We start from the raw sequence: 19,834 nt of genomic DNA on the forward strand, positions 1-19,834 counted from the left end.
GTCGCGCCGCGTCAGCCGGCTTGCGTGGCGCGCACCGTACGCGCGGCGTTCACTGCACGGATTTCCACGGCCGGCGGCGTGTCGGCCACGGCGCCATTTTTGCCGGCCGCGTCAAGCGGCACGAGCGCGACGCGCGCCGGCGTGCCGGGCGCGAGATGGAACCAGTCGTCGCGCGGCATGAAGCCCGGCGCATCGATCTGCACATGGCGGGCGACGTGCCGGGTGTCGATGTCGACGTGCCACGTATCGCCGCTGCGCGACACGCACGCCTCCAGCCCGAGTTCGCGGCGCGCCAGCACGGCCGGATGCGTGCGGGACGGGAAATGGAACGCCTGCGACAGCAGCGTGCCGTCGTCGGCGCGCAGCGTCGCGACGACGGTGTCGTGTTCGCACGGCCCGAACCGGTACGCGTAGGTCCAGTCGAAGAAGCGGCCGAGCAGCTCGGCCGAACCGATCCGCACGGTGTCGTGCGCCGCGATCCGCACCGGGCAGCCGGCCCGCGCGACCGGTGTGCGGCCGTCGCGCAGCGCGACCAGTTCGAGCGCCGCCGCGAGCGGCGCGGGGCGCTCGTTGACGACGTGCACGTCGAGCCCGTTCAGGCCTTCGTCGACGAGCAGCACCTGCACGGGCTGCAGTACCTGGCGCAGTGCATGCCACGCGGATTTCGGCCGGTGCGCGGCGTCGATCATGCCCCATCCGGCGCCCGGCATCACGTCCAGGAACTGCCACACGAGCGCGCCGGCGCACCGCGAACCGGTGCGCCGCCATTCGGAAAACGTGTCGCGCATCAGGTCCGCGATCACCGCGCGCGACAGCTCGAAGTAGCGCGCCGGATCCTCGCGTCGCAGCCGGTCGGGCGCGACGTCGTACAGCGTCTGCAGATAATGGTCGCGGACGTCCTCGAAATCCCACGACGTGCCGGGGTCGCGCGGCACGGCCGCCTTCCAGCGCGGCTCGTGCACGCCGGGCCAGCCGAGCTCGGCGAGCGTCGCGTCGCACGGCAGGTTCGAGAACGCGAGGCATTCGCTCGCGAAGCGCACGTCCGCGCGGCGCGCGTCGTCGAGCGGGCGCAGGTATGCGCCGACGCCGTAGTAGTGCGACACGCGTTCGCGCGGCGCGAACGGCAGCACGCCGCCGTCGGGCGAATCGGGCACGTACGGCACGTCGGGCCGGCGCGCGGCCGCGTGGCCGGCCAGCCGGTCGGCGCTCAGTTCGAGGAAGCGCTGCTTCGGCCCGAGGCCGGACATCGCGGCCTGTTGCGCGATCTCGCTGCCGCCGCACAGGACGGCCAGCGATGGCGATGCGCCGACACGCGAGAGGAACTGCCGCGCTTCGCGGTCGACGTTGTCCGCGAACGCGGGATCGTCGAGCGCGTAGTCGAAGTTCGCGAACATGAAATCCTGCCAGACCAGCAGCCCGAGCCGGTCGCACCACGCGTGAAACGCGTCGGCCTCGTAGGTCATCGTGCCGCCCACGCGCAGCATGTTGAAGCCGGCGTCGCGCGCGAGCCCGAGCAGGCGCGCGTAGGTGGCGTCGTCCGCGTGCAGCGCGAGCGGCGCTGCGCTGCTCCAGCATGCGCCGCGCGCGAACACCGGCACGCCGTTGATGCGCAGTCCGAAGCCCTTGCCGTCGGCGCCGGCGTCGACCTCGATCGTGCGGAAGCCCGTCGCGCCGAGCGGCCGCTGCGCGTCGCCGATATGCAGCGCAACGTCGTACAGCACCGGTTCACCGTGCGTATGCGGCCACCAGCGGCAGACGTTGGGCACCGCGACGCTCGTGCGCAGACGTTCGGGGCCGGCACGTTCGAGCGTCGCGTGGTGCTTGCCGCACGACAGGCGTGCCGCGAGCGCATCGGGCAGCGGCGCGGCGAACGTCAGTTCCGCATCGAGCCAGCCCGTGTCGCCTTCGATGCGCGCGCGCAGATCGCAATCGACGAGCACGGGTGCGTCGGCCGGATCGAGCACGTCCACGGGCCGCCACGGGCCGGTCGGCACGTGCGGCGGAAACCAGCCGGGCATGTGCCCGAACAGCGACGTGCGGATCGTGCGCAGTGTCGCCGGCTCCGCGAGGCGCGTGCGCCAGCGCGCCCGGCGCGGCGCGCGCGTGTCGCGCAGGTGCGGTGCGAGCGCGCGGAAACAGACGGTCAGCCGGTGCGTGCCGTCGAGCGCGACGGGCACGTCGTGCGTGACGAACATGCTGTCGGAGTAGAGGATCGGCGTGTCGTCGAGCCACGCTTGCGCGAGCGTCGCGAGGCCGTGAAAGCGCAGCACGCGCGGGCCGTGCCCGCGCAGTTCGATCCGGTACCAGTGATCGCGCTCGTCGAGCGAGGCGGCTTCGTCGAGCCGGCCGGCGAGCGCGAGCGACTGCGCGACCGTGCCGGGCACGATCGCCGGAATCCAGCCATCGCTGCCGGCCGGGAGGTCGCGCGGCTCCCGCACGGCGCCCGCGGCCGTCGCCCGCATCGACCAGGCTGGCTGGGCGCGTGTGCGCGTCACCGCATGACCGGCACGGGTGCCGCGGTGTCGTCGCGCACGGGCGTCACGTGCCGCAGCGGCAGGCCGATCTGCCGCGCACAGGCGATCACGTCCGCATACGCGGCCTCGATCGCTTCGAGCGTCGAGTCGCCGCGCTCCTCCTTGCCGCGCGCACAGGCGCGCGCGAGCCGGAACTCCAGCACCATCGCTTCCGACGCGATGCGGTCGCACGCGGCGCGGATCTCGGCGAACGGCCCGACGCAGCCGCTGGCCTGCAGCCAGCGCGCGTAGTGGCCGAACAGTTCGAAATTCGCACCGAGCTGCCGCACCGAATTGAACGAGTACGCGTGGAAGCGCTCGAGCGGCGAATCGGCGAGCGTGCGCGCGTCGGTCTGCAACTGCCGCCGGAACGCGGCGATCGGATCGACGACCGGCAGGCGCCGCAGGTGGCGCTGCAGCGCCGCGAGCGACGCTTCGCACAGCGCGCGCTCGTCGAGCGGCGGGAACCGCCGTTTCGCGCATTCGACGTACGGCGGCAACGTCATCGGCGAGCTGCCGCCGACGAGCCCGTTGTAGTCGAAATCCTCGGCCACGTAATAGCCGCTGTTGTGGAAGTAGCCGATCTGGCGTTTCGCGCGGTCGATCGCATCGATGCCGATCGTCGTCTTCGTGTGCTGCGTGCGATAGCTGCTGCCGCGCGTGTCGGGCAGGAACCACGCGTCGACCTCGACGATCATCAGGTGGCCGCGCGCGACCTGCGTCTCGACGTGCTGGTCGAGCGGTTCGTAGATCGAGTGCTCCTGCACGACGATGCCGTACAGCCGCTCCAGTTCGTCGTGCGGAAACTTGAAGAACGTGAACTGGTCGCCCTCGAAATCGAGCGCGATCGTAAACGGCAGCGCCGCGTACGGATTGAAGCCCCACCAGCGCAGCACCTCGAGCCACATGTCGACGTAGCAGTTGGTCTGCTTCCAGACCATCTCCTGGCTGTGCAGCGGATGCGGCCGGTAGTGGCGCGCGCGGTGGCGCACATCCTCGAACGACGCGTCCTCGCCGCCGCGGGACACGAATCTCATTGCGCGCCCCACAGCACGTCCCGGACCTCGCGCGGCCACGCGTCGATGTCGAAGCCGTGGTGGCGGAACAGCGCGAGCGTGAGCCGTTCGAGGCCGAAGCCGACGCAGCCGGTGTGCGCGACGTCGCCCGTCGCGGTGCGGATGTCCCACAGCAACCCGAAATGGTCCATGTGGTAGTTGAAGCTCAGGCACGCGGTCTGGCGATCGTCGTGCTCGATCGGGATCAGCAGCTCGAACTTCAGGTTCTGCTCGCGCTGGCTGTTCGCGACGATCTTGCCGCCGCGCCCGAAGAACGGATCGTTCGCGAGATCGATCGCGTTGGGCAGGCGCAGCGCGTCGATCATCCGCGTGCCGCGCTCGATCCAGGTCTCGCGGAACGACACGATCTGCTCGGGCGTGCCGATCCGCACGTACTCGCGCATCCGGAACAACTGCATGCGGGTCGGGTCGAGCGACGGCTCGTGGCGGAAACAGTACGAGAACACGTCGACGATGCGGCCGGCGTCGGGCAGCGCACCCGCGCGCGCGACGACCGGATACACGGGGTAGCACGCGGCCGGCGTCATCACGACATAGGTCGGTTTCTGGTTCTCGGTCCAGTCGTCGCCGCGGTCGAGGCATTGCAGCAGGCGCTGGTGCTGGTGCTCGTCGCCGCAGAACGAATGCACGCTGCCGGCGAGTTGCGGGAAGCTCTTCATGTATTCGCTGCGCTCGAACTCGAGGCGGCTCATCGCCGGCGGAAAGCGCAGCACCTCGGCGTGCTGGTCGGCGCCCAGGCGCGTGACGAATGCGTCCAGCGCCTCGACCACGCGCTCGAATGCTTCGCTGCGGCCGAACAGGCCCTGGATGCCGGTCGAGACCAGCAGGCCCGCGTCGATCAGTTCGTCGCGCAGCGGATTGACGCCCGCGCGGTCGATCGGTGCGTCGGCGGGAGCGGAGGCGGCGGAGGGTACGGCAAGGCGATCGTTCACGTATGTTTCTCCAGCGTCGCAGGACGCAGCGCGAGCAGCAGGTTCGAGGTGTTGGTGGCGATGCGGTCGTTGCTGATCATCAGCGGCGCCGCGTGCAGGTCGCGAATGTGGCGCCCGATGCTGAACGGCGTGCCTTGCTTGTAGCCGGCCATCCCGCAGATCATCATCGCCTGGTGGGCGACTTCCAGTGCGGTCGTCGATACATAGGTCTTCAGCGTGTTGATCTCGGCGGCCCGGGCCATGCCGGCCGACCACGAATTCGCCGTCGGGTTCGCGTGGAGGCGCAGCACGCTGTCGACGCGGGCCTGCATCGCCTGCATCAGCGCGAGCGATTCGGCGATGCGCCGCGATGCGGGCGACGGCGCGCCATCGGTCTGGCGTGCCTGCGCGCGGAAGAACTGGTGCGCGCGATGGAACGCGTCGCCGGCCACGCCGATCCATACCGCGGCCCACAGGATGTGCGATACCGGCACCATCGTTTCCTCGGCGATCGTCGCGAACGGGACCGGCAGGCACTGGACGGCGGCGCCTTGCGCGTCGAGCTCGAAGCCGTTGCTGCAGGTGCCGCGCATCCCGAGCGTGTCCCACTCGCCGCGGCGCGTGAGCGTGTAGCCGTCGCGCAGCAGCGTGACGAGCACCTGCTCGGAAGCCGGCGCGTCCGCATCGCGCCGCGCGGTCGCGAGGATGCCGTCCGCATAGTCGCCGTACGAGATCGTCGGTGCGGACTTGCGCAGCCGGAACTCGCCGCCGCTGGTTTCGAGCGCACACTGGCTCGCGCGCAGGTTGCCGCCGACGCCGTTTTCCGACGTGGCCGACGCGAGCAGCCACTGATGACGCACGAGCTGCTGCAGGAACAGCTTGTGCCAGCCCTGGTCGAGCGCATGGTTGACGATGCAGGCGACCTGGATCTGGTGCATCGCGAACACCATCGCCGACGACGCGCAGGCCTGGCCGAGAATCGAGCAGGCCGATGCGATGTCTTCCAGCGACGCGCCAGCGCCGCCGAGCGCGGTCGGCACCATTGCGCCGAGCAGGCGGCGCGCGCGCATTGCCTCGATCGCCTCGACCGGGCAGCGCGCGTCGCGGTCGACCGCGTCCGCGTGCTGCGCGGCGATCTGCGCGACGGCATGCGCGGCCTCGTCGAGCCGGCGCGAATCGCTGCCGGACGCGAGTTCCGGAAGCAGCGCGCTCATGCGGAATGCTCGGTGCGTTGCAGCGTCGCGATGGTGTCCGCGAGCGCATCGATGCTGCGGAACAGGTTGCGGTTCAGCATCTCGTCGGGAATCTCGATGTTGAATTGCTTCTCGATCGCGAGCATCAGCTGGATCGTATCGAGCGAGGAGAGGCCCGCTTCATAGAGGTCGTCCCCGTCGCCGATCGAATCGATCGCGGCTTCGAGGTGGGCGACGTGCTTCAGGATGGTTCTGATTTCGTTTTTCACGTGCTGCTCCGGCGTGCGTGGTGTCGTCCGCTCGAGGCAGACGCGCGATACGCGCTGACGTCCCCCCGGCAGTCCGGCACCAGTAGACCACTGGCACGCACGACGTTCTGTTCGCCACCCTACAAACAGCTGACCCTGCGCACCGAAGCGTCGCGCCGGGCAGACAGGCCAGTCAGGCGCGCGACGCGGCCGGCACGCCGGAGTCGGCCGACAGGATGCGCTTCATTTCGTCGCGCACGATCGCGCGACAGCCGCACGACATCTTTTCGAGGCCGCCGAGGTCGGCGAGCTCGATCGAGCTCCGGTATTGCCGGATCAGGCCGAGCTTCTGGATTTCGCCGGCGGCGTCGGTGACCGTTTCGCGCCGTACGCCGAGCATCTGCGCGAGCATGCTGTGCGTCACCTGGATCTCGATGCTGCGCGTGCGGTCGTACGCGAGCAGGAACCATCTGCATAACTGATGTTTGAGGACGTGATGGCGGCTGCAGAACGTGATCTGCGAGACCTGCGCCATCAGGAGCCGCACGCAGACGAACACGAGATGGCGGATCACCGGCGACGCGTCGAACGCGGCGGCGAACACACGCCGGTCGAGCCGGTAGACGAAGCCGTCGCGGCAGGCGACGGCCCGGCAGGGCATCCGGCCGCTGCCGCCGATCACGTCGTCGCACACCACGCTCTCGCTGCCGATCTCCGCGACTTCCAGCGTCATGCCGCCGGACGACACGTACTGCAGCGAAATCGCGGTCGTGACGGGGAGGTAGACGGCGGCAAGCATTTCGCCGGGCTCGCAGAGCACTTGCCCCGATTTCAGGTGAACGAGCTGCAGGTGAGGGGCGAACGCAGCGAGTTCTTCGCGGTCGATGGCCGCCAGAAACCGGTTCGCATCGAAGCTGTGGGAAAGCTCGATCATGCCGTTCGCATGCACGACGGCGTCAGGGGCCTGGTGAGTCACGGCGCATCCTCGTAGGGTGGCGGTCACGCGTCGTCGCGGCGATACCCCGGAAATGGGGAATTAGCACGATCGTGCGGACTTGTGTTCGTCAAATATCGAGTGACGATTCTCGCGAAAAGGCTAACACGCCATTGAATTCGATCAATTGCATATTGCGTCATCTCACAAAGTTTGACGATTGCCATGCGCGCAAATGTTATTCCCGTTTAATGATTCATTTCGGCGAAATTAATCATCCGGAAACGGAATGCGACGCCTGGAATTCATTCGATGTCGATCTGGAATCAATCCGGCGATGGCGGACATCGTAAGGCGAAAGTTCGCAGAGGGAAATTGAACATTATTTGACAAATAAATGGTGCCGGCAAAAATACAATTTAAAATCAATTACTTGTGGATGAAATGTGCGGTGGGTTACAGAGCCAGAAATTAGTGTGTCGATTCAAATTTGAGACAGTTTCAAACACTCGTGTGAGGCACGGTGTCGCATCGGAGTGCCGCCAGGACAGGTCGCGGAAACAATTGAAAATCGACTGTAAGTATATGTGAGACAAGCCTTGCGGCACCGCAGCGACTGCGTCAGGTAGGTGCGGCGGAAATGATCAGTCGAATGGCGCAGTGTCCATCGCCCGGAAGAGTGTCCGGAAATGAGACATTTTTTTTGAATTCGGGCGGCTTATTCGGGCGATCTAAATCCCGTGTGATTCATATATTAAAGATGGGCATGCATTGGCACGTAAATCGCTTACTCGGGCTGGTGTGTCGAAACGGAACGGCCGATTCGATCCGGTGGCGAAGCCGCTGGTCGGTCGGAATCGGGGTTGTGGGCCGCAACCACTGTCAACGTCCGGGCACGCATCGCGATAACGAGTTCCGTGCACGCGGCAGCAGGCGGCGCAGACGATAAAAGGGATACAGACATGCTTCATCTTCACTCGAGCTACTCGGCGAACGCCATCCTCGATGCTCTCCCCGAGGACAGCATCCGCACCATTGCACCGCATCTCGAACTGGTCAGGATCAAGGCCGGGATGCTCGACCGGGTCGGCGAGCCGATGCGTCACGTACATTTCCCGACGACGTCGATGATGTCGGTGCAGCACCTGATGGAAGACGGTGCGATGGTCGAAGTGGCGCAGGTCGGCCGCGAAGGGGTGGTCGGCCTGGCGACGCTGGTCGGCGGCGCCGCGGCCTCTCACCGGGTCGAGGTCCGCATCGGCGGGATGGCCTATCGCGTGCCGAGTTGCGTGATGCGCGCCGAATTCGAGCGGTCGCCCGCGACCTACCGGCTGCTGCTCAACTACTGCCAGGCGGCGATGGCGCAGATCTCGCGCAGCGCGCTGTGCAACCGGCATCACTCGGTCAGCGAGCAATTGAGCCGCTGGCTGCTGCTCGCGCACGACCGCATCGACGGCGACGAACTGGCCGTCACGCAGCAGACGATCGCGAACATGCTCGGCGTGCGGCGCGAAGGCGTGACGGAAGCGGCGGGCAGCCTGCAGGAAGCCGGGCTGATCCGGCAGCGCCGCGGCCGCATCACGGTGCTCGACCGCGACGGTCTCGAACATCACGCGTGCGAGTGCTACGACCTGATTCGCGCCGACTATCGCAGGTTGCTCGGCACGCGCGGGACGGCGCGGCCGACGCCGGTTCGCTCCCGCATGCCGGAAGGGCGTCACGGGTTTCCGGCACATGGTGCGTGACGATGCAGTCGAAGTCCGGTGGAACGAATGCGGTGCGGCGTGCCGCGATCGCGGCGACCGACGTCGTGCTCGTGCTGGCGGGCGCGCTCGGCGCGCAGGCGGCGTCGGGCCTCGCATGGCGCGACCTGTCCGACGCGCAGCGCGGCGCGATCGCGCTGCTGGGCGTGCTGACCGTGGCATTGCTGCCGCGTTACCTGCGCACAGTGCGCGGCAGTGTGGCGCCGCAAGGCAGCACGCATGCGCTGACGCAGACGTTGGTGGCGCTCGTCTGCGCGAGCGTGCTGACGGTGGCCGCCGCGATGTGGATCATGAACCGCGGCGGCACGATCACGACACGCTGGATCGTGCGGACGGTGCTGGCCGCCGACGCCGCGCTGCTGCTCGGCCGTGCCGCGCTGCTGGCGCTTGCGCTGACGCGTGACGACCCGCGCGCGCGGCAGCGCCGTGTCGCGGTAGTTGGCGCAACCGCGTACGGGCGTGTCGCGATCGAGCGCATGCAACTCGACCCGCAGGGGCCGTTCGTCGCCGCGTGCGTATTCGACGACGACGCGCCGGCTGCCGCCGGCGGGATCGGCGGCGTGCCGGTGATCGACGACTGGAACGCGTTGCGCGACCTGATCCGCGGCGGCGAGATCGACGAGGTCTGGCTCACGCTGCCGATGTCGCACGAGTGGCGGATCCAGCGCATCGTCCGCGAGCTGCGAGACGAGTTCGTGGAATTGCGGCTGCTGCCCGACGTGCGGCAGATGGCGGTGGTCGATCGCTCGGCCACCGACGTGCTCGGCATGCCGGCGATCAATCTCGCGACCACGCCGCGCTCGGCGCCGGAGCTGTGGGCCAAGTTCGCGTTCGACCGGCTGTTCGCTTTCGGCGTGCTGATTCCCTTGCTGCCGCTGCTGTCGATGCTGGCGATCGCGGTCAAGCTGTCGTCGCCGGGACCCGTGCTGTTCAGGCAGCGCCGCAAGGGGGTGGACGGCCGGGAGTTCGACATCCTGAAGTTCCGGACGATGCGCATGCACCGCGTGCAACCGGGCGTCGTGCGGCAGGCGTCGCGCAACGATTCGCGCATCACGCGCGTCGGCGCGTTCCTGCGGCGCACGTCGCTCGACGAGCTGCCGCAGTTCTTCAACGTGCTGCTCGGGCAGATGTCGGTGGTCGGCCCGCGTCCTCATGCGATCGAGCACGACGATTTCTACCGGCAACTGATCGACTGCTACATGTATCGCTATCGCGTGCGGCCCGGCATCACCGGATGGGCGCAGGTGAACGGCTATCGCGGCGAGACGCGCAAGGTCGAGGCGATGGAGGCGCGCGTGAAGTTCGACCTGTTCTACATGCAGAACTGGAGCTTCTGGTTCGACATGAAGATCATCCTGTTGACGGTCGTGCGGGGATTCTTCGGGCGCAATGCGTTCTAAGGATAACGAATCATCCGGCGAAGCACGCCGCGCCGATGAATGCGTCGACAGGCCGATACCGGCCGGACGAGCGGGCGCGGCAGCACGATGAATCTGCTGCGCTGCAACGACCCTGACGGGCGCTCGTGGCACGAACCGTGCATGGCGATCTTGCGTCCGTCCCCAGTTTCATCAGGCTTTTGATGGGCGATGCAGGTCCGCCGATTCCAGTCAACACACGCGTGTTCAATGGGTTTATCCTGCGTCGAATGCGTCCGGCGCTTCATGTCCGCGGGCGCACATCCGGACACGGTGGCGGCGCGCGCGCCTGCCCGCCGCGCACCGGCGCGACACCGCGCGCCGCAATGCTCCGCGCGGAACCCGGAACAGGAGACGGCCATGGCGCTCGACGAGCAACAACGGCAGACGCTGAAACGGCGGCTGAACGAGAGCGAGCAGACGTTGCGTGCGGAGATCCGCACGAGCGAGGACCAGCGCGCGTCGGAATCCTATGCGGACCTTGCGGGCGCGTCGCCGGACGAGGGCGACGAGGCGAATGCGGACCTGTTCGTCGACGTCGACCATGCGTTGATCGGCATGAAGCTGACCGAACTGCGCGCGGTCGGCCGCGCCCAGCAGCGCATGCGTGACGGCAGCTACGGCGAATGCATCGACTGCGACGCCTCGGTCGGCTACGAGCGCCTGCTGGCGCTGCCGACCGCCGAGCGCTGCACGCATTGCCAGTCGATCTACGAACGGCGCTACGCCACCACGCCGCGCGCGTCCCTCTGACGTCGCGACGCGGCGACGCTGCACGCGTTTCGCTGCCGGCGTACGATGGTGAACGGGCGCCCGGCGGCGTCAGCACGAGATGCCGGGCGGGCCGGCGCCGTCGTCGGCGTCATCCACGTGGAAGGGAGCCACGCCGATCATGCCGATCCACAATGCCGAGTGTGCGGCCGTGTTTGCCGAGATCGCCGACATGCTCGAGATCCAGGGCGCCAACCCGTTCCGCGTGCGTGCGTATCGCAACGCCGCGCGGACGATCGCCGACTACGGCCGCGACATCGCGACGATGATCGCGAACGGCGACGATCTCGGGAAGATTCCGTCGATCGGGCCCGATCTCGCGTCGAAGCTGCGCGAGATCGCCGCGACCGGCACCTGCGAGCTGCAGCAAACGCTGCGCCACGCGCTGCCCGGTGCGATCGTCGAGTTGCTCGACGTGCCGGGGCTCGGCGCGAAACGCGTGAAGGCGTTGCATGACGCGCTGCACGTGGATTCGCTCGAGCAGCTGCGTGCGCAAGCGAAGAACGGGCACGTGCGCGAGCTGCCGGGCTTCGGCGCGAAGACCGAAGCGCATCTGCTCGAAGCGATCGACGCCCGGCTGCAGCGCGAACCCCGACGCTTCCTGCTGCCGGAGGCGGCGCACGCGCTGCTGCCGCTGCTCGAACGCCTGCGCGCGATCGCTGGCGTCGACAACGCCGTGCCGGCCGGCAGTTTCCGCCGCCGCCGCGAGACGGTCGGCGATCTGGACATCCTCGTCACCGCCCGCGATCCGGCGGCCGTTGCCGACGCGTTCGTCGGCCACGGCGACGTGGCGCGCGTGCTGGCGCGCGGCAAGACGAAGTCGAGCGTCGTGCTCGCCAGCGGGTTGCAGGTCGACCTGCGCATCGTCGATGCCGACGCGTTCGGCGCGGCGCTCGTCTACTTCACCGGATCGAAGGCGCACAACATCGCGTTGCGCAGGCTCGCGCAGGCCGGCGGGCTGAAGATCAACGAATACGGCGTGTTTCGCGGCGACGAACGGATTGCCGGCGCGACCGAGGCGTCGGTTTACGCGGCCATCGGGCTGCACGAGGTGCCGCCCGAATTGCGCGAGGATCGCGGCGAGATCGACGCGGCGCGGGCAGGCAAGCTGCCGGCGCTGGTCGAGCACAAGCACGTCCGCGGCGACCTGCATGCGCATACCGATGCATCGGCCGGTCGCGACAGCGTGCGCGCGATGGCCGATGCGGCACGCGCACGCGGGTTCGCGTACCTGGCCATCACCGACCGCGCACCGGATGCCGGCGGCGGCCGCAACGCCTTCGACTGGCTGGCCCGGCAACTCGACGAGATCGATCGCATCAACGCATCGTTCGACGATTTCGTGCTGCTCAAGGGGGTGGAGGCCGGCATTCGCGAGGACGGCAGTCTCGATGTACCCGACGCGATGCTCGGCCGGCTCGATCTCGTGGTCGGCGCGGTACGCGACGGCTTCGCGCTGTCGCGCGAGGCGCAGACCGCGCGCCTGCTGCGTGCGATGGACCATCCGCATTTCACGATTCTCGCGCACCCGACGGGCCGCATGCTCGGCGAGCGCGACGCCTGCGAACTCGATGTGCCGCGCGTGATCGCGCACGCGGCGGCGCGCGGCTGCTTCGTCGAACTCGATGCGCAGCCGCGGCGGCTCGACCTGCCGGACATCTGGTGCCGCGAGGCCGCGAAGGCCGGCGTGCCGGTGGCGCTCGGCTCGGATGCGTGCAGCGCGGACGAACTCGACGATCTGGCGTACGGCGTCGATCAGGCGCGACGCGGCTGGCTCACGCGGCACGACTTGCTGAACACGCGCACGCTTGCGCAGTTGAGGCCGCTGCTTGCACGCACGATGGGGGCGGGCGGCGCATCGAAGCGCCGCGGGACGAAGGGCGCGTGAACGCGCCCGGCGGCGCATGCCGCCGGCCACGCGTGACCGCGGTCACGACACCATTACGCCAGCATGCCGGACGCCGGCACATAGGGCAGGCCGAGCGCCAGCGCGACCGCTTCGTGCGTGATGTGTCCGTCGCACACGTTCAGGCCCGCGCGCAGATGCGCATCGTCGGTCATCGCCTGCTTCCAGCCCTTGTCGGCGAGCGCGAGCGCAGCCCCGAGCGTCGCGTTGTTCAGCGCGAAGGTCGACGTGCGCGCGACCGCGCCGGGCATGTTCGCGACGCAGTAGTGCACGACGCCGTCGACGACGAAGGTCGGGTCCGCGTGGGTCGTCGCGTGCGACGTCTCGAAGCATCCGCCCTGGTCGATCGCGACGTCGACGACGACGGCTCCCGTGCGCATCGTCGCGATCATGTCGCGCGTGACGAGCCGCGGCGCCGATGCGCCCGGCACGAGCACCGCGCCGATCACGACGTCGGCATCGCGCACGGCTTCGTCGATCGTTTGCGCGTTCGAGCAGACGGTCGCGATCCGGTTGGCGAAGACGAGATCGAGCTGGCGCAGCCGGTTCACGTTGGTGTCGAGCACGGTGACGCGCGCGCCGAGGCCCACCGCCATCTGCAGCGCACCGGTGCCCACCACGCCCGCACCGAGCACCACGACATGCGCGGCCGGCACGCCGGGCACACCGGCCATCAGCAGGCCGCGCCCGCCGCGCGGGCTTTCGAGGTGGGTCGCCGCGACCTGGATCGACATGCGCCCGGCCACCTCGCTCATCGGCGCGAGCAGCGGCAGGCCGCCGCCGGGGCCCGTCACGGTTTCGTACGCGATGCACACGGCGCCGGACTTCACGAGCGCGGCGGCCTGAGCGGGATCGGGCGCGAGATGCAGATACGTGTAGAGGATCTGCCCGCGCCGCAACATCGCGCATTCGGCCGGCTGAGGTTCCTTGACCTTGATGATCATGTCGGCGCGCGCGAAGACTTCGTACGCTGCGTCGCAGAGCGATGCGCCCGCGGCCGTGTAGTCGTCGTCGAGCAGGCCGATCGCCGTGCCCGCGCCACGCTGCACCAGCACGCGATGGCCGTGCCGCGTGAGTTCGCGCGCACCGGCGGGCGTGAGCCCGACACGGTATTCGTGGTTCTTGATCTCTTTCGGCACGCCGATCAGCATGAGTCGCCTCCATGGCCTTCGTCGTCGTTGTCGTGCAACGTGCCCGTGCGCTTGCGCGGCGAACGCTGCACGTGCGGCCGGTCGCGCAGGCGCGGATCGATCGCTCTACTGGATTAACAGGGTAGGTGTGCGCGGAGGGAAGTCAAGCGGCCGGACCGCGTGCGCGCGCACTGCGTCGCAGCATGCGCTGCCGCGGGTGGCGGGTTGCGACCGGGCGTCGCAATGCGCGCGTTGCCGGGCTTCGGTATCGTCACGTGTATCGCGTGCCGGGGCCGCATGCCGGTATTTCGCCGGCCACGCATCGAGACAACCCCACTACGAGACGAGGGCACTCACCGACATGACCGGAGCGTATTTCAGCGTGCCGACGCTTTGCGCAATGGCGCTCGTTCACCTCTACTGGGCGGCGGGCGGACGCCGGGGCAAACGTGCAGCGATCCCGGAGCAGGACGGCAAGCCGCTGATACGGCCGACCGCCGTCGGCACATTTGCCGTCGCGGCCGCATTGCTCGGCGGCGCGTGCATGGTTGCCGCGCGGGCCGGCTGGTTCGGGCCGGGTGCGTATCACCGCGCGATCTCGTTCGCGGTCGTTGCGCTCGCACTGATCTTCGCGGTGCGGGCCGTCGGCGATTTCCGTTACGTCGGCTTCTTCAAGCGGATTCGCGGGTCGCGCTTCGCGCGGATGGACACCTTGTATTACTCGCCGCTTTGCGCGGCGCTGGCGCTGTCCATCGCGTCGATGTTCTGGCCGGGGTGAGCGCGCGTTTCAGCGCGCAGGCGTATTCATTTCCGTCAGGAATTCCGCGGGCACGGCGTCGGTCAGCCATACGCCGTTTTCGGCGACGTGGAACGTGTGGCCTTGCCGATGCATGCGCTGCGCATCGACCGCGAGAATCACGGGCACGCCGTAGCGCGCGCCGACGGCCAGCGCCGTCCGCATGTCCGGTGACAGGTGCACGTGATGACGCGCGCCGGGCTTCAGCCCTTGCGCCCGGATCGAATCGAGGAAACGTGTCGCGGTGCCGTGATAGAGGCGCTCGGGCGGCTGCGCGGCCGGATAGCGGCGCTGCACGACGGGTGTCGAATGGCCTTGCACCGCGCGGATGCGGCGGCCGTCGTGGGAGAGCGCAAAACGCTGCTTGTCGTTGGTCGCGCAGACGGTTTCGAGCGTCGCGCGATCGAGTCGGTGCCCGTGTCGGGCGGCGCCGGCGATCAGTTCGTCGATGTCGGCCCAGCCTTCCGGATCGAGCCGCAGCCCGATCGTTTGCGGCGCGTGGCGCAGCAGGTAGCTGAGGTAGCGGCTGACCTCGATCGCATCGGGCGCCGGCAGTTCATTCTTTTTCCGTGTACTCATGAGACGCGGAGGCTACCAGAGCGCCGTGCGCAACGGCATCCGCCGGTGCGCCGCGTGGCGCGAAAGAGACGGTCTTCGACGAGACTCGACGCTCGACCATCCGCTCCCTGAGCCCCATTTTGACCGGTCGTCGCATGATCGTTGCGCGCTTCGTCGTCTGGATTTTCCAATTGTTGCGATTTTAGATGTATTGAATTGCATTGATCCCTCTATCAATGGAACCGGTTCCATATATAATTCGCGGCACTCGTCGCCGGGCTCGAAAGAGGGTCGTGCACGTTGCGCTTGCCGTCGGCAAGCGCGGCGTCTAAGTTGAATGAGGGTCATGAGCGATGAGAGGCAAATGCGGGCAGAAGCCGGCATTTGTCAGATGATAAGGCTCGAAAAGAAGCCGAACCAATGGAGCGCAGCCTGAACCCGCGCGATGCGCGGCTGCATGAAGGCGCTGCCGCGCATCGCGCGGCCTGCGCCCGTATCGAGGTTGTTCGCAACAGACGAAAGAACAGGACGGCCAGCCGCGTGCGGCGTGGCTGCCGAGCCGGAAGTGCGGCACGCGGAATGCGCATGTCCGGCCCCCGATCCCCAACGATCACCATCCGACCATGTCCACGCCACCTGACAAACCCAATTCGCGCCGCCGTTTCCTGCGCACGTCGGTCGCGCTCGTGCCGATCGCGTCGGTCGCCGGCTGCGACCTGCGTTCGTCGTCGCCTGCCGCGACGGCCGGCAACGCGCCCGGCGCATCGGCCAGCACCGAACGCACGCCGTACAAGCCGACCTTTTTCGATGCGAAGGAATGGGCGTTCGTCCAGGCCGCCGTCGACCGGCTGATTCCGGCCGACGCCGAAGGCCCCGGCGCGCTCGAATCCGGCGTGCCCGAATTCATCGACCGCCAGATGGAGACGCCGTATGCGCACGGCGCGACCTGGTACATGCAGGGGCCGTTCCAGCAGGGCGTGCCCGAGCTCGGCTACCAGTTGAAGCTGGTGCCGCGCGACATCTACCGGCTCGGCATCGCGGCGGTCAACCGCTATTGCGAGAAGACCCACGGCAAGGCGTTCGCGGATCTCGACGCACCGACGCGCGACACCGTGCTCGGCGCGCTGGAGAAAGGCGGCGCGCAGATCGACGACGTGCCGCCCGGCGTGTTCTTCGGCCAGTTGCTGCAGAACACGCGCGAAGGCTACTTCTGCGATCCGGTGCATGGCGGCAATCACGACATGGCCGCGTGGAAGATGATCGGCTTTCCGGGGGCGCGCGCGGACTTCATGGATTTCGTCAACCAGAGCGGCAAGCCTTATCCGTACGGCCCCGTCTCGATCAACGGGGAGCGCAGCTGATGGCCGCAGAGAAAAAGCCGCATGTCGATGCGGTGATCGTCGGCTTCGGCTGGACCGGCGCGATTCTCGCGAAGGAACTGACCGAAGCGGGCCTGAACGTCGTCGCGCTCGAGCGCGGCGAGTATCGCGACACCTATCCGGACGGCGCGTATCCGAACACGATCGACGAGCTGACCTACAACGTCCGCAAGAAGCTGTTCCTCGATCTGTCGAAGACGACCGTGTCGATCCGCCACGGCCTGCAGGACACCGCGCTGCCGTACCGGCAGCTCGCCGCGTTCCTGCCGGGCGAAGGCGTGGGCGGCGCGGGGCTGCACTGGTCGGGCGTGCATTTCCGGATCACGCCGGAAGAGCTGCGCCTGCGCAGCCACTATGAAGAGCGCTACGGCCGGAAGTTCATCCCCGAAGGGATGACGATCCAGGACACCGGCGTGACCTACGACGAGCTCGAACCGCATTTCGACTTCGCCGAGAAGGTGTTCGGCACGTCGGGGCAGGCGTACAAGGTCGGCGGCAAGGTGGTCGGCGACGGCAACGTGTTCGAAGCGAATCGCAGCGACAACTTCCCGCTGCCCGCGCAGCTCAACACGTATTCGGCGCAGCGCTTCTTCGATGCGGCCAAGTCGCTCGGGCTGCATCCGTACCGGCTGCCGTCGGCGAACACGTCGGGCCCGTACACGAACCCGTATGGCGTGCAGATGGGGCCGTGCAACTTCTGCGGCTACTGCAGCGGCTACGCGTGCTACATGTATTCGAAGGCGTCGCCGAACCTGAACATCCTGCCCGCGCTGAAGCAGGCGACGAACTTCGAGCTGCGCTCGAAGTGCCACGTGCTGCGCGTCGACCTCGACGATACGAAGAAGCGCGCGACGGGCGTGACCTACGTCGATCCGGCCGGGCGTGAAGTGCACCAGCCGGCCGACCTCGTGATCGTGGCCGCATTCCAGTATCACAACGTGCACCTGCTGCTGCTGTCGGGCATCGGCAAGCCGTACGACCCGGTGTCGGGCGAAGGCGTGGTGGGCCGCAATTTCGCGTACCAGAACCTGTCGACGATCAAGGCGTTCTTCGACAAGGATACCTACACGAATCCGTTCATCGGCGCGGGCGGCAACGGCGTCGCGGTGGACGATTTCAACGCGGACAACTTCGACCACGGCCCGCTCGGCTTCGTCGGCGGCTCGCCGCTGTGGGTGAACCAGGCCGGCGTGAAGCCGATCAGCGGCATCGCGACGCCGCCCGGCACGCCGCAGTGGGGCTCGGCGTGGAAGAAGGCCGTGAAGGACAACTATGCGCACACGATCTCGATGGACGCGCACGGCACCAACATGTCGTACCGCGACGTGTATCTCGACCTCGATCCGACCTATCGCGATTCGTACGGCCAGCCGCTCCTGCGGATGACCTTCGACTGGAAGGACAACGACATCAGGATGGCGCAGTACGTGACCGGGCAGATGAAGAAGATCGCGGAGGCGATGGGGCCGAAGGCGATCAGCGTGTCGACGCGCGAGTTCGGCAAGCACTTCGATTCGCGCGCGTACCAGACGACCCACCTCGTCGGCGGCGCGATCATGGGCACCGATCCGAAGACGAGCGTGCTGAACCGCTATCTGCAGTGCTGGGACGTGCACAACGTGTTCGTGATGGGCGCATCGGCGCTGCCGCAGGGCATCGGCTACAACCCGACCGGGATCGTCGCGGCGCTGGCCTACTGGTCGGCGCGCGCGATCCGCGAGCAATACCTGAAAAATCCCGCCCCGTTGGTGACGGTATGAAGAGGACGATGAACCACACCGTCGCACGCCGGATGTCGCGCGCACTGGCGGCCGGTACGGCCTGGGCCGCGTTCGGCTTCGCGGGCGCGACGGCGTTCGCGCAGCCGGCCGCGCCCGCGGCGGCTTCCGGTGCCGCGGCCGCACCCGCGTCGCAATCCGCCGATGCGGCGCTGATCAAGCGAGGCGAGTACCTCGCGCGCGCGGGCGACTGCATCGCGTGCCACACCGCGAGCGGCGGCAAGCCGTTCGCGGGCGGGCTGAAGTTCGACACGCCGATCGGCGGAATCTACTCGACGAACATCACGCCGGACCCGAAGACGGGCCTGGGCGGCTGGACGATCGACGACTTCACCCGCGCGGTACGCGAAGGCGTGCGCAAGAACGGCGACACGATGTATCCGGCCATGCCGTACCCGTCCTACGCGCGCCTGACCGACGACGACATGAAGGCGCTGTACGCGTACTTCATGCACGGCGTCGCACCGGTCGAGCACGAGAACCGCGCGGTCGACATCGTATGGCCGCTGTCGATGCGCTGGCCGCTCGGGATCTGGCGCAAGATGTTCGCGCCGACCCCGAAGCCGTTCGACGCGGCACCGTACACCGATCCGGTGATCGCGCGCGGCGCCTATCTCGTGCAGGGTCTCGGCCACTGCGGCGCGTGTCACACGCCGCGCGCGCCGACGATGCAGGAGCGCGGGCTGACCGATGCGGACGGCCCGGACTTCCTGGCCGGCGGCGCGGCGATCGACGGCTGGGTGCCGACGAGCCTGCGCGGCGAGCCGCGCACGGGCCTCGGCGCGTGGACGGAAACCGAGATCGTGCAATTCCTGAAGACGGGCCGCACGCTGCGCACGGCCGCGTTCGGCGGGATGACGGACGTGGTCGGCCACAGCATGCAGCACATGACCGACGACGACCTGAACGCGATCGCGCGCTATCTGAAGACGCTGCCGCCGCGCGTGCAGGGCGAACAGCCGCACGTGTACGACGCGGCGGCCGCGAAGGCGCTGCAGACCGGCGACGCGAGCAAGCCCGGCGCGGCCGTCTATCGCGACAACTGCATGGCCTGCCACCGCAGCGACGGCCACGGCTACACGCGCGTGTTCCCGGCGCTCGCCGGCAACCCGGTCGTGCAGGGCGACGATCCGACGTCGCTGATCCACGTCGTGCTGGAAGGCAGCGCGCTGCAGGGCACGCACACGGCGCCGTCGACGTTCACGATGCCGCCGTTCGGCTGGCGTCTGTCGGACCAGGAAGTCGCGGACGTGTCCAACTTCGTGCGCACGAGCTGGGGCAATACGGGCGCGCCGGTGACGGCCGCGCAGGTCGCGAAGGTGCGCAAGAGCGTGCCGTTGACGCGGCCGGAACCGCCGCCGGGTGCGCGGTTCCCGCAAGCGTCGCGCTGACGGGGGCGGCGGGGCGCTAGCCCCGCTTGTCCGACGTGCTTCAGGGCGCCGGCGCTTGCGCGCGGCGCC

General features: G+C 68.3%; 16 protein-coding genes. 8 read left to right on the top strand and 8 right to left on the bottom strand.

Annotated elements, in window-relative coordinates; genetic code table 11:
• Positions 1–11: 11 nt before the first annotated feature.
• The 6 genes from WJ16_RS25145 to WJ16_RS25170 form a co-directional block, all read right to left on the bottom strand.
• Positions 12–2,462, bottom strand: coding sequence for a glycoside hydrolase family 2 protein (locus tag WJ16_RS25145; protein WP_236858381.1), 2,451 nt, complete (start codon positions 2,460–2,462; stop codon positions 12–14).
• 29 nt (positions 2,463–2,491) lie between these two features.
• Complete coding sequence (locus WJ16_RS25150) at positions 2,492–3,550, bottom strand: DUF1839 family protein (protein ID WP_069261127.1); 1,059 nt, start codon at positions 3,548–3,550, stop codon at positions 2,492–2,494.
• Positions 3,547–4,521, bottom strand: a complete 975-nt coding sequence (locus WJ16_RS25155) for an amino acid--[acyl-carrier-protein] ligase (RefSeq protein WP_069259752.1) — start codon at positions 4,519–4,521, stop codon at positions 3,547–3,549. The genes WJ16_RS25150 and WJ16_RS25155 overlap by 4 nt, the downstream gene beginning before the upstream one ends.
• A complete protein-coding gene (locus WJ16_RS25160; RefSeq protein ID WP_069259753.1) occupies positions 4,518–5,714 on the bottom strand; it encodes an acyl-CoA dehydrogenase family protein in 1,197 nt (398 codons plus the stop codon). Before WJ16_RS25160 ends, WJ16_RS25155 begins: the two co-directional genes overlap by 4 nt.
• Positions 5,711–5,962: an acyl carrier protein gene (locus WJ16_RS25165; protein WP_006490451.1), complete on the bottom strand. Its 252-nt coding sequence runs from the start codon at positions 5,960–5,962 to the stop codon at positions 5,711–5,713. Before WJ16_RS25165 ends, WJ16_RS25160 begins: the two co-directional genes overlap by 4 nt.
• 172 nt (positions 5,963–6,134) lie before the next feature.
• Positions 6,135–6,917: a Crp/Fnr family transcriptional regulator gene (locus WJ16_RS25170; RefSeq protein ID WP_174921715.1), complete on the bottom strand. Its 783-nt coding sequence runs from the start codon at positions 6,915–6,917 to the stop codon at positions 6,135–6,137.
• 920 nt (positions 6,918–7,837) lie between these two features.
• Between WJ16_RS25170 and WJ16_RS25175 the strand changes: the two genes are divergently transcribed.
• The 4 genes from WJ16_RS25175 to polX all read left to right on the top strand — a co-directional run bounded on the left by WJ16_RS25175 (position 7,838) and on the right by polX (position 12,715).
• Positions 7,838–8,620 (top strand): Crp/Fnr family transcriptional regulator, encoded by a 783-nt coding sequence (locus WJ16_RS25175; protein ID WP_069259754.1) that lies wholly within the window; start codon positions 7,838–7,840, stop codon positions 8,618–8,620.
• 2 nt (positions 8,621–8,622) lie between these two features.
• Positions 8,623–10,038, top strand: coding sequence for an undecaprenyl-phosphate glucose phosphotransferase (locus WJ16_RS25180; protein ID WP_069259755.1), 1,416 nt, complete (start codon positions 8,623–8,625; stop codon positions 10,036–10,038).
• A 378-nt stretch (positions 10,039–10,416) separates the two neighbouring features.
• On the top strand, positions 10,417–10,809 hold the full coding sequence (locus WJ16_RS25185; RefSeq protein ID WP_069261129.1) for a TraR/DksA family transcriptional regulator: 393 nt from the start codon (positions 10,417–10,419) through the stop codon (positions 10,807–10,809).
• Between the two features lie 139 nt (positions 10,810–10,948).
• Positions 10,949–12,715 (top strand): DNA polymerase/3'-5' exonuclease PolX, encoded by a 1,767-nt coding sequence (gene polX / locus WJ16_RS25190; protein WP_069259756.1) that lies wholly within the window; start codon positions 10,949–10,951, stop codon positions 12,713–12,715.
• Between the two features lie 53 nt (positions 12,716–12,768).
• Here the strand turns inward: polX and ald are convergent, their stop codons facing one another.
• Positions 12,769–13,884, bottom strand: a complete 1,116-nt coding sequence (gene ald, locus WJ16_RS25195) for an alanine dehydrogenase (RefSeq protein WP_069259757.1) — start codon at positions 13,882–13,884, stop codon at positions 12,769–12,771.
• 340 nt (positions 13,885–14,224) lie between these two features.
• On the opposite strand from ald, the gene WJ16_RS25200 reads away from it, so the two are divergent.
• Entirely contained in the window at positions 14,225–14,641 is a 417-nt protein-coding gene (locus WJ16_RS25200; protein WP_069259758.1) for a DUF3995 domain-containing protein, read from the top strand.
• Between the two features lie 9 nt (positions 14,642–14,650).
• Here WJ16_RS25200 and WJ16_RS25205 read toward each other — a convergent pair whose 3' ends face one another.
• Complete coding sequence (locus tag WJ16_RS25205) at positions 14,651–15,238, bottom strand: RNA 2'-phosphotransferase (protein ID WP_069259759.1); 588 nt, start codon at positions 15,236–15,238, stop codon at positions 14,651–14,653.
• A 602-nt stretch (positions 15,239–15,840) separates the two neighbouring features.
• Between WJ16_RS25205 and WJ16_RS25210 the strand changes: the two genes are divergently transcribed.
• The 3 genes from WJ16_RS25210 to WJ16_RS25220 are packed head-to-tail and all read left to right on the top strand — an operon-like array spanning position 15,841 to position 19,765.
• Positions 15,841–16,578: a gluconate 2-dehydrogenase subunit 3 family protein gene (locus WJ16_RS25210; protein WP_069259760.1), complete on the top strand. Its 738-nt coding sequence runs from the start codon at positions 15,841–15,843 to the stop codon at positions 16,576–16,578.
• Complete coding sequence (locus tag WJ16_RS25215; protein WP_069259761.1) at positions 16,578–18,356, top strand: GMC family oxidoreductase; 1,779 nt, start codon at positions 16,578–16,580, stop codon at positions 18,354–18,356. The genes WJ16_RS25210 and WJ16_RS25215 overlap by 1 nt, the downstream gene beginning before the upstream one ends.
• A complete protein-coding gene (locus WJ16_RS25220; RefSeq protein WP_069259762.1) occupies positions 18,353–19,765 on the top strand; it encodes a c-type cytochrome in 1,413 nt (470 codons plus the stop codon). The genes WJ16_RS25215 and WJ16_RS25220 overlap by 4 nt, the downstream gene beginning before the upstream one ends.
• Positions 19,766–19,834 lie beyond the last annotated feature (69 nt).

Source organism: Burkholderia metallica (assembly GCF_001718555.1).
In the GTDB taxonomy this organism is placed as follows: Bacteria; Pseudomonadota; Gammaproteobacteria; order Burkholderiales; family Burkholderiaceae; genus Burkholderia; species Burkholderia metallica.